General features: G+C 60.4%; 8 protein-coding genes and 1 tRNA gene. 5 read left to right on the forward strand and 4 right to left on the reverse strand.

Annotated features, from left to right (window positions below; genetic code table 11):
* Nucleotides 1-46: 46 nt before the first annotated feature.
* A tRNA-Leu gene (locus ADB02_RS00025) sits at nucleotides 47-132 on the reverse strand.
* Nucleotides 133-358: 226 nt separating this feature from the next.
* Between ADB02_RS00025 and ADB02_RS00030 the strand changes: the two genes are divergently transcribed.
* Nucleotides 359-931, forward strand: coding sequence for a YbhB/YbcL family Raf kinase inhibitor-like protein (locus tag ADB02_RS00030; protein WP_049170574.1), 573 nt, complete (start codon nucleotides 359-361; stop codon nucleotides 929-931).
* Between the two features lie 138 nt (nucleotides 932-1069).
* On the opposite strand, the gene ADB02_RS00035 is transcribed toward ADB02_RS00030, so the two are convergent.
* The 3 genes from ADB02_RS00035 to ADB02_RS00045 form a co-directional block, all read right to left on the reverse strand.
* Entirely contained in the window at nucleotides 1070-2170 is a 1101-nt protein-coding gene (locus ADB02_RS00035) for a quinone-dependent dihydroorotate dehydrogenase (RefSeq protein ID WP_049189276.1), read from the reverse strand.
* Nucleotides 2171-3334, reverse strand: coding sequence for a hypothetical protein (locus ADB02_RS00040; RefSeq protein ID WP_179078157.1), 1164 nt, complete (start codon nucleotides 3332-3334; stop codon nucleotides 2171-2173).
* A 108-nt stretch (nucleotides 3335-3442) separates the two neighbouring features.
* Nucleotides 3443-4378, reverse strand: a complete 936-nt coding sequence (locus ADB02_RS00045; protein ID WP_016422785.1) for an aldo/keto reductase — start codon at nucleotides 4376-4378, stop codon at nucleotides 3443-3445.
* A gap of 132 nt (nucleotides 4379-4510) precedes the next feature.
* Here ADB02_RS00045 and ADB02_RS00050 point away from each other — a divergent pair, with 132 nt between their 5' ends.
* Genes ADB02_RS00050 through metH form a run of 4 tightly spaced genes read left to right on the forward strand, consistent with a single transcriptional unit; the run spans nucleotide 4511 to nucleotide 10885 of the window.
* Nucleotides 4511-5392 carry an undecaprenyl-diphosphate phosphatase gene (locus tag ADB02_RS00050; protein ID WP_040361409.1) on the forward strand — a complete coding sequence of 294 codons (882 nt, stop codon included), beginning with the start codon at nucleotides 4511-4513 and terminating at the stop codon, nucleotides 5390-5392.
* 18 nt (nucleotides 5393-5410) lie between these two features.
* The gene (mshC, locus tag ADB02_RS00055) at nucleotides 5411-6766 is read left to right on the forward strand and encodes a cysteine--1-D-myo-inosityl 2-amino-2-deoxy-alpha-D-glucopyranoside ligase (RefSeq protein WP_049189277.1); all 1356 of its coding nucleotides are present in this window, start codon (nucleotides 5411-5413) and stop codon (nucleotides 6764-6766) included.
* A 2-nt stretch (nucleotides 6767-6768) separates the two neighbouring features.
* Nucleotides 6769-7176, forward strand: a complete 408-nt coding sequence (locus ADB02_RS00060; RefSeq protein WP_049189278.1) for a hypothetical protein — start codon at nucleotides 6769-6771, stop codon at nucleotides 7174-7176.
* A gap of 49 nt (nucleotides 7177-7225) precedes the next feature.
* Nucleotides 7226-10885, forward strand: a complete 3660-nt coding sequence (metH, locus tag ADB02_RS00065; RefSeq protein ID WP_049189279.1) for a methionine synthase — start codon at nucleotides 7226-7228, stop codon at nucleotides 10883-10885.
* The last annotated feature ends 10 nt before the right edge of the window (nucleotides 10886-10895 follow it).

Here is a 10895-nt window from a genome sequence, read left to right on the forward strand (position 1 = left end):
GAAGCCTCGAGACATAACCGGAACAATGTCTCGAGACTTCACATTGTGTCCGGAGGGGGACTTGAACCCCCACGCCCGTTAATAGGGCACTAGCACCTCAAGCTAGCGCGTCTGCCATTCCGCCACCCGGACCGGGTAGGAAGCACTTCCGTGCTGACCTGTGATACTGTATCCCGACTACATAATGAAACACAAATTGCCAGGTCAGAGGGGCATTAGCGCGCCAAACCTGGGTGTAATTACATCAGCGGTGTTAGCCCCGCATCCGCCTTGGATTCGCACTGAGAATCAGGCCCTGCAGATAGGGAGTCTTGTAAAGTCCCTGCAGCGCGCTCATAAAGTAGGCACACTGGTAGTTATGACTACGAATTCCAACGACACCGCAAACGACACTGCAAATGCTCCGGTTTTCCCGGGACCAGATCCGTACGCACCGCTGAAGGATTTGCCAACCTTCGAGCTGTCCTCGCCAGATATCAAGGACGGCGAGAAGATTGCGGATGAATTCCGCGCTCCGTCGAATGTTTCCCCACAACTGGATTGGGCAAATCTGCCGGAGGGCACTAAGTCCATTGCCGTGACCTGCTTCGATCCGGATGCTCCGACCGCTTCGGGCTTCTGGCACTGGGCTGTCTTCAACATTCCAGCGACCGAAAAGGGTCTGCCACAGGGAGCTGGCTCCGAAGACGGCTCTAAGCTGCCAGAAGGCGCTATCCAGCTTGTCGGCGACTCGGGCATGCGTGGTCACTACGGAGCTAACCCACCGGCGCAGCATGCCCCACACCGTTACATGTATGCGGTGCACGCGGTCGACGTGGAGAAGCTTGAAGTTCCGGAAGATGCGACGCCGACCGTGCTTGGCTTCAATCTGTACTTCCACTCGATTGCGCGTGCCATCATCACGCCGTGGTGGGAGAACGTCGGGGAGTAGGGATACGCCGCCCACACGGGCAACTCAACCGACCGGGCACGCTACTCATACAGAAAACCCCGGGGCCAGCGCCTTCATGGCAGCTGGCCCCGGGGTCACGTGTTTATTGGGTTAGGAAGCCTCAACGGCTTTCAGCAATTAACCACGCCACGGCAGACCACAGCCGACTGCCTCCGAAATGGAGTAGAATCCCTGAGCTCGAATCTGGCGAGCCAACCCTTGGTGAATGTCACGAATCCAGTCTGGACCGCCATAAATCAACGGTGTGTAGCCCTGCAACAGGGAAGCGCCGTTGGCAATCCGCTCCCACGCCTGCTCAGCAGTTTCAATGCCGCCGACGCTGATGAGAACTAGTTTGTCTCCGACGCGCTCGTGCAGCAGCTTCAGCACCTCTAGTGACCGAGCTGCCACAGGAGCACCCGAGACTCCACCGGCCCCCATCTCCGCGACCTCATCCGCGGGCGTACGCAGACCCTCACGAGAAATGGTGGTGTTGGTAGCCACAATGCCTGCCAGCCCCAGGTCAACAGCCAGGTCAGCAACCGCGATGACATCATCGTCAGAGAGATCAGGAGCGATTTTGACCAGCACCGGCGAGTCGGTCTCCTCAGTCACCGCTGCCAGAATCGGGCGCAGTGACTCCACCGCCTGAAGGTCGCGCAGACCCGGCGTGTTCGGTGAGGAGACATTGACAACAACGTAGTCCGCCAAGCCGCCGAGCTGGCTGGCCGACTCTCGATAGTCATCGACGGCCTCTTCCAGCGGAGTCACCTTGGTCTTGCCAATGTTGATACCAATCACGTCGTCACTGCGACGCGACCGCAAGTTCTCCGCTACAGCAGCTGCGCCGGGGTTGTTGAAACCCATACGGTTCAAAATGGCGCGGTCTTCCTTCAGACGGAACAGACGCGGGCGATCATTGCCCGGCTGCGGCTTGGCAGTCACGGTTCCCAGTTCCGCGTAGCCAAAACCAATTGGCCCCCAGCAATCCGGAGCAATAGCAGCCTTGTCGAAGCCTGCGGCGAGCCCCAGCGGACGCGGGAAGTCCACGCCGAACACGGTTTGACGCAGCACAGCATCGTCAACAACGAGTAACTTGCTCACCGCCCGCTGTAGACTCTCCGACTTCTGCAGCCCCTTCAGGGTCTTCGAGATGGCCTCGTGAATCTGCTCCGGTGGGACCTGGAACATTGCCTTTAGCGCGAGTTGATAGGACTTGGCGCGAAGTTTCGAAGGCATCTACTTAGTCTCTCCCTCGGAGTCGTCTGCTCCCTTGGTGTCACCTGCACCGGTCGGTAGTTTATCGGCTGGTTCCCGAACCGACATCTCCTCACGAATCTTCTCTGCATCCTGCTTGAAATCAGCAATTGCCTTATCGACGTCCGCGGAGTCAAAAATCTGGGCCCCGTCACCGGTAGCCGAGAAGACGCCAATCTGGCCATCCTCGGTGGCAACAATCGACTGTGGATCTGCAACCGTGTTGATGTCCGCGACCTTGACTGGGGTACCCGAGCTGATGTCGTAGCCAGTCAGCTTGTTCACCTTCGTCGAAGTCACCCAGACAATTCCGCGCGATTCATCGACCGCTACCGCCCACGGAGCCTCCGGGGCCGGAGCTGCCTGGTGGAGGCGAATGACGTCAGTGGCAGTGTAAATAAGAAGCTGGTTGCCCTTGGTGTCTGCGGCAGCAATGACATGATCACCGGAAGCTACCTTGCCGACGCCGATACCCGCACGCAGCGCAGAGCCAGCGCGGGACTCATCGAGCTTGAGCTCATGCACCGAAGTCTCCGGACGGTTGACCTCTAACAGCTTGACGTCCGCGTCATTGTCCGCTTTGGGAATCTCAACGAGCTGCGACCCGTTATTGGCAGCCTTGAAGTCACTGGCCAACTCACCATCAGCGCCGAACACATCGACGACATTGCTATCCGCATGGGCACCGATGATGCGGCCGCCTTCCAGGCCAACTGCGGCGGAGTAGTTGGTGCCACGGCCGACAACGGCCGTTTCCGTAGCCTGGTCAGTAATGACGTGGATGCCATCTTCACACGGCAGCAAAGCGTTAGGGCCGCCCGGCGCGAGCTCACCACACTTCGCGCCCAGCTTCATTGATCGCTCAATTGGGTTATTCAGCGGACCGGCAAAGATTTTGTCCCCGGCCTTCAGGACAACTCGGTCGCCGACCAGCACGGCATCGGTAACGTCCTCATCAATCTTCTTGGCCCTCCCGATAGCAGTATCGGGAGCAGCGGGTGAAGCGGCCGGCACTGGCGTGGCGTTGCCCATTCCGGCATCGATGTCTCCTTCCACATCGGAGGAGCACCCTGCCAGGACCACTGCGCTAGCGGAAAGCCCCGCTAGAAGGGAGGTTATGACACGTCGACGACTGTTTTCACTCACGCTATAGAAACTACCACCCCGGCCTGATTACTTTGTGGACGCCTCCAGCCGTGGGAGGCTCTCGCATTCGTTGTGCCTTATAAGTCTTTATAAGAATGCGGTTACTGATTACAGCGTGACGTCGTCAAGCGCGTTGCAAATCTGCGGTGGCAGCGTGAGTTGTTCGGCGGTGAGGTTTTCGCGTAGCTGAGCGCGGTCTCGAGCGCCAACGAGGATCGAGGTGACGCCCGGCCGATCGCGTGCCCAGGAAATCGCTGCGACGGCAGCACTGACGCCGAGCCCCTTGGCTGCGGTGGTCAGCGCGCCTGCAACCGTGACGCCGCGCGTGTCGAGATAGTCCTGTACCTCTGCGTCGGCGTGTTCGGAAGCAGCGCGGGAGTCCTCGGGAATGATGTGCTGGTATTTGGCGGTCAAAACGCCTTGGGCCAGTGGGGCGCCACCGATAAAGCCGAGCCCCAAATGCTCACAGGCGGGCAGTAGTTCAGCCTCAGGGCTTCGCTGGAGCAGCGAGTACTCATGCTGTGCGAACACCGGAGCGATTCGATCCGCGGCGGCATGCGTCACCGCCGCCTGCCAACCGCTGTATCCACGCACTCCGGCGTAACGTACTTTCCCCGTGAGCACAGCCCATTCCAGGGTATCGGCGACCTCTTCCGGTGGGGTCAGCCCATCCCAGTAGCCGGGCGACCACAGATCAATGTGTTCGACGCCGAGGCGTGCGAGCGTATCGTCGAGGTCCTTTTGCAGTGTCTTACGCGAGCAGTCCACGCGCCTGCCGACGGGCCGCTCGGGGTGTATGCCAGATGCGACCGAGAGCACCAATTCGTCGGCGACACCGCGCTTTGCGATGACTGCACCCAGCATGTCGGCAACAGTGTCGCCGCCGTGGAGTGGGGAAGCGTCGACAAGGTTGCCTCCGGCGTCGAGGAAGTCCGTCAGGATGCGTCCGGCTTCGTCTTGCCTGGTACCCGCACCCCAGGTGGCCGTACCCAGCCCCAAGGCGGAGACGCGTAAACCGCTGTTGCCCAGAATTCGTTGTTGCACGATTTTTACTTTAGGACACCCGTGTGCGGTCGCGGGAAAAGTTCCGCGGGAGAGGTCTCGCTATCGCCGCACCGAAACCTCGCTATAGCCACAACACAAACCGGACGAGTAGCCTATACACCCGTGACTATCATGACGACACTAAGCGCCTCAGCAGATACCGCTGCCGATACCGCCGGCACCGGTATGACCTGGGCGCAGACAATCATCCTGTCCGTAGTGCAAGGTCTGACGGAATTTCTCCCGGTGAGTTCCTCGGGGCACCTTCGGATTGTCTCCGAGCTGCTGTGGGGCCAGGACGCCGGTGCATCCTTCACCGCTGTGGTGCAGCTTGGCACCGAATTGGCTGTGTTGGTGTTCTTCGCCAAGGACATCTGGCAGATCCTCACTGGCTGGTTTGCCGGTCTGTTCAATAAGGAAGCCCGCGGTTTCAACTACCGCATGGGTTGGATGGTGATTGTCGGTACGCTGCCGATTGCCATCATCGGTGTGCTGGGGAAGGACCTCATCCGCGATAACCTGCGCAATCTCTGGATTACAGCCGCTGTGTTGGTGCTTTTCTCCTTTGTCTTTATCGCCGCAGAGAAGTTCGGTCGTCGTGAGCGCAACTATGAAGAGCTGACCATGCGAGATGCCATCGTCATGGGTTTCGCGCAGTGCCTGGCGCTCATTCCGGGTGTGTCGCGCTCGGGCGGTACGGTGTCTGCCGGCCTGTTCTTGCACTTGGACCGAGAGGTTGCAACGCGCTTTTCCTTCCTGCTGGCTATCCCCGCTGTTTTCGCTGCTGGAATTTTTTCGCTTCCAGACGCGTTTGACCCTGCGGCGGGACAGGCCGCTAGTGGTGCGCAATTGGCCATCGGTACGCTGATTGCCTTCGTCGTCGGCTATGCGTCTATCGCATGGCTGCTGAAGTTTGTGTCGAACCACTCCTTCGCTTGGTTCGCCGCGTACCGCATCCCGGTCGGTTTGATTGTTATGGTGTTGCTCGGCTTCGGCACGATCAACGCTGTTTAGTGAGGTAGTGAGTATTTAATGCATTCGTGGCCCCAACCACAGGTTCCCAGTCTCGGCGATGCGCGTTTCGATGTGTTCAACCGCGCCAGCAATACAGGTAAGGCGCATTCGCTTGACGACGAAAACTCAACATCGGTCCCCCTACGCCTCTACGACACCGCGGATCAGAAGGTCTCCCAGGTGGAAGCGGGACCGGAGGCGACCATGTACGTGTGTGGCATCACACCCTATGACGCCACGCACCTGGGGCACGCAGCAACCTACCTCACCTTTGATCTGATTTACCGTCAGCTGCTGGACAATGGACACTCGGTGCATTACGTGCAGAACATCACCGATGTCGATGACCCGTTGTTCGAACGTGCGGAGCGCGATGGGGTGGACTGGCGCGAGCTGGGCACCTCGCAGATTGATTTGTTTCGCTCGGATATGGAAAACCTGTCGGTGATTCCACCGCGCGACTATATCGGCGCCATTGAGTCCGTGGGCGAGGTCGTGGAAATGGTCGAGAAGCTGCTGGAGAATGGCTCGGCCTACCAGCTCACCGATGACGAGTACCCGGATGTGTACTTCCGCAAGAGTGCCACTGAGAACTTTGGTTACGAGTCCAATTACTCGGCAGAGCAGATGGCGGAGTTCTTTGCGGAGCGCGGTGGCGACCCGGATCGCCCGGGCAAGGAGGACCCACTGGACGCGCTGGTGTGGCGTGCCGCTCGCCCCGGGGAGCCAAGCTGGGAGGCTCCTTTTGGTGCGGGCCGGCCGGGTTGGCACATTGAGTGCTCGGCGATTGCCACCAACCGCCTGGGTAAGAGCTTCGACATTCAGGGCGGTGGCTCGGATCTCGCGTTCCCGCACCACGAGTTCTCGGCGGCTCACGCTGAAGCCGCTACTGGCTGTGCACGTATGGCGCGCCATTATGTTCACGCTGGCATGATTGCGCTCGATGGCGTGAAGATGTCCAAGTCGCTGGGCAACCTGGTGTTTGTCTCCAAGCTGGTGGCCGCCGGCGTCGACCCGAGTGCTATTCGCATTGGCGTGTTCGCCAGCCATTACCGCTCTGATCGCGATTGGTCGGACGAGGTGCTGGAGGCGGCCAAGGCACGTCACGAGGCCTGGCGTGCGGCTTGCGCAGCTACAAAGACTGCCACCGATGAGAAGGCTGTGAGCGCAGCAGCGGCACTGGTTGCCGATGTGCGCGCAAGCCTGGCCAATGACCTGGATACGCCGGCTGCTCTGGCCGCTATCGATGCCTGGGCTGCGGAGTGGTCCTCGGCTACCAGCAACAAGGCAGATGCTGGCACAGTAACCGGCGCAGCGGGTGCCGGAGAATTCGTTGCCGCCGCGCTGGACGCGCTGCTTGGCGTTAAAATTTGAGCATGAGCAACTCAGATCTGTCTGCTGTCGAAGTAACGCAAGAGAACATCGATAAGCTAGTTGCCGATTTGCGCATGTTTGCCACCGGCAGCTACCTGCAGCCCGAGGAACGCGAGTTCTGGGAGCCACTTTTTGACGAATCGGTAGCCGACCAGGTCGGGGAAGCCCTCCGTGAGGCCGCCGCTGGTATCGATCAGGCGGCGGAACTGGCCGTCGATAAGCGAGAAGAAGCCGCAACGCAGGCGGTAGAGAACTGCCTACAGCGCGTGGCTGCGATTGAGCATGAGCACGGTGGCTCGATTTTTGATGAGGAGCTCGACGAGATTCTCGCGATTATCAATTCCGCAACGAAGGCTGTCGGTTTGGACCTGCCTGCGGTGAAGGCGGAAAGCTACTTTGAGATCGAATAACCAGCCCGATTAACGGCGCGGTTATGAAAGTAGACTAAGGTGTCTATTCATGACTGATCGCCACTCTTCCGAGTTCCTCACCGCACTGCACAGCCGTGTACTCATTGGCGATGGCGCCATGGGTACCCAGCTGCAGTCTTTTGACCTCGACGTTGACGCGGACTTCCTCGGCTACGAGGGCTGTAATGAGATTCTCAATGACACTCGTCCCGACATCATCGAGACGATTCACCGGCGTTATTTCGAGGCCGGCGCCGACCTGGTGGAAACCAATACCTTCGGCTGCAACTTCCCGAACCTCGCGGATTACGACATTGAAGACCGTATCCAGGAGCTAGCGCACAAGGGCACCGCAATCGCCCGCAAGGTCGCTGACGAAATGGGGCCGGGGCGCGAGGGTATGCGACGCTTTGTCCTCGGTTCGCTGGGCCCGGGCACGAAGCTGCCATCGTTGGGGCACGCTCCGTACGCTCAGCTTCGCGACGCATACACGGAGGCCGGACTCGGCATGATTTCCGGTGGCGCGGATGCGTTTTTGATTGAGACCTGTCAGGACTTGCTGCAGGTAAAGGCGGCCGTCAACGGTGTCAAGGCCGCCATGCGACAGGCTGACAAAAAGATTCCGATCGTCGTCCACGTGACCGTCGAGACCACAGGCACCATGCTGATGGGCTCGGAGATTGGTGCAGCCCTGGCAGCGCTGCAGCCGCTGGGGATCGACATGATTGGTCTGAACTGTGCAACGGGTCCGGACGAGATGAGCGAGCACCTGCGCTACCTGTCCAACTTCGCCTCCATTCCTGTATCGGTGATGCCGAATGCGGGCCTGCCAGTGCTGGGTAAGAACGGTGCGACCTACCCGCTGACCGCACCAGAGCTAGCCACAGCGCTGCGCGCCTTTGTTGAAGAGTTTGGCCTGGCGATGGTCGGTGGCTGCTGTGGTACCACACCGGAGCATGTTTCCGCTGTGCGCGATGCTATTACCGGTGCAGGCGCCTACGCCGAGCAGGGCCCTGCTGTTCAGGCAGCACGCCCATCGACGGATCCGAATGCAAAGCCAATCGATGAGGTCGCTTCTCTGTACTCGGCAACCCCGCTGACGCAGACAACCGGCATCACCATGATTGGTGAGCGCACCAACGCCAACGGTTCCAAGGCTTTCCGCGAGGCCATGCTGGCCGGCGACTGGGAGAAGTGCCTAAACACCGCCCGCGGTCAGGTCACCGATGGCGCACACATGATCGACCTGTGTGTGGACTACGTGGGGCGCGACGGTCGCGATGACATGGCAACCCTGGCATCGCAGATCGCCACCTCGGTGACGTTGCCGGTCATGCTGGACTCCACGGAACCGGAAGTTTTGAAGACTGGCCTGGAGCACCTCGGTGGTCGCTGCGCGGTCAACTCTGTGAACTTTGAAGACGGCGATGGCCCGGACTCGCGCTACCAGCGCATTATGCGCCAGGTTGTTGAGCACGGTGCTGCCGTGGTCGCTTTGACTATCGACGAAGAAGGTCAGGCGCGTACAAAGGACAAGAAGATTGAGATTGCCGAGCGTCTCATCGCCGACATCACCGGCACGTGGGGACTGCGCGAGCAGGACATTATTGTCGACTGTCTGACTTTCCCGATTTCCACTGGCCAGGAGGAAACTCGCCGCGACGGCATCGAAACCATCGAAGCCATCCGCGAACTTAAGCGTCGCCACCCGAACGTGCACACCACGCTCGGTCTGTCCAACATTTCCTTCGGTCTGAACCCGGCGGCTCGCCAGGTACTCAACTCGGTGTTCCTCAACGAGTGCATCGAGGCCGGTCTGGACTCCGCCATTGCCCACAGCTCCAAGATCTTGCCGATGAACAAGATCGACGACAAGCAGCGCGAAGTCGCTCTCGATATGGTGTACGACCGCCGTCGTGAAGCGGGGCACCCCGACGGGGAGTACGACCCACTGCAGGTATTCATGGAGCTCTTCGAAGGAGTCTCCGCCGCTGACGCGAAGGACGCCCGGGCCGAAAAGCTCGCCGCCATGCCGCTGTTCGACCGCCTGGCGCAGCGCATCATCGACGGTGAGCGCACGGGTATCGAGGCTGACCTCGATGAGGGCATGAAGGAAAAGGAACCGCTGGCGATTGTCAACGAGGACCTGCTGCGTGGCATGCAGACCGTTGGTGACCTGTTCGGTTCTGGCCAGATGCAGCTGCCATTCGTGCTGCAGTCGGCCGAGACGATGAAGGCCGCGGTGGGCTACCTCGAGGGCTTTATGGATGCCGAGGATGCCACGGGCTCCAAGGGCTCGATTGTGCTGGCCACGGTGAAGGGCGATGTCCACGACATCGGCAAGAACCTGGTGGAGATTATTCTCTCCAACAACGGCTACACCGTGCATAACCTGGGCATTAAGCAGCCAATCGCTACGATTCTGTCCGCCGCCAAGGAACTGGATGTCGACGCCATCGGCATGTCCGGCCTGCTGGTGAAGTCCACTGTGGTGATGAAGGACAACCTGCTGGAGATCAACTCCGCCGGCGATGCCACCCGCTTCCCAGTACTGCTCGGCGGCGCCGCGCTGACGCGTAGCTACGTGGAAGACGACCTGTCCGAGCTCTACCACGGCGATGTCTACTACGGCAGGGATGCCTTCGAAGGACTGCGCATCATGGACGAGCTGATGGCAGCTAAGAAGGGCCTCGGCCCAGACGAGAATTCGCCAGAGGCCATTGCTGCCCGCGAGAAGAAGGAAGCTCGCCGCGCCCGCCGTGAGCGCTCCAAGCGCATCGCCGCGCAGCGCGCCGCCAAGGCTGCTGCTGAAGCCCCCGAGGTGCCGGAGCGTTCCGATGTCGCCGCTGATGTCCCCGTTGCGACACCGCCGTTCTGGGGAACCCGCATTGTCAAGGGCCTGCCCCTCGACGACTACCTGACCACCCTCGACGAACGCGCTCTGTTCATGGGGCAGTGGGGACTGCGCGGCACCCGCGGCGACGAGGGGCCGAGTTACGAGGAACTGGTCGAATCCGATGGTCGTCCACGCCTGCGCGCATGGCTGCAGCGCCTGCGCGCCGAGAACATCCTCCAGCATGCGGCTGTCGTCTATGGCTACTTCCCAGCAGTTTCTGAGGGCGATACCGTACACGTACTGCCGCTACCTGCGGAAGGGGAGCAGCCCGACCCCGCGGCAGAGCCAGTGGTGTCCTGGACCTTCCCGCGCCAGCAGCGTGGTCGCTTCCTATGCATTGCTGACTTCATTCGCTCGCGCGAAGATGCCATCGCCGCAGGACAGACCGACGTCATGCCGTTCCAGCTGGTGACCATGGGACAGCCCATCGCTGACTTCGCCAACGATATTTACGCCAAGAACGAATACCGCGACTACCTGGAGGTTCACGGTATCGGCGTGCAGCTCACCGAGGCGCTGGCCGAGTACTGGCACCAGCGCATTCGCTCCGAGCTCGCGTTCTCCGACGGCACAAGTGTTGGCGCGGAAGACTCCGACGATACCCAGGACTTCTTTGACCTGAAGTACCGTGGCGCTCGTTACTCCTTCGGCTATGGTTCCTGCCCGGATCTGACCTTCCGTCAGGGCATGATTGACCTGCTGCAGCCGGAGCGCATCGGCGTGGAGCTCTCTGAGGAGCTCCAGCTGCACCCAGAGCAGTCCACCGATGCGTTCGTGCTCTACCACCCGGAAGCGAAGTACTTTAACGTGTAGCTTCGCGCTA

This window comes from Corynebacterium sp. 212_CJEI, from assembly GCF_001055915.1.
GTDB classification, from domain to species: Bacteria; Actinomycetota; Actinomycetes; order Mycobacteriales; family Mycobacteriaceae; genus Corynebacterium; species Corynebacterium jeikeium_D.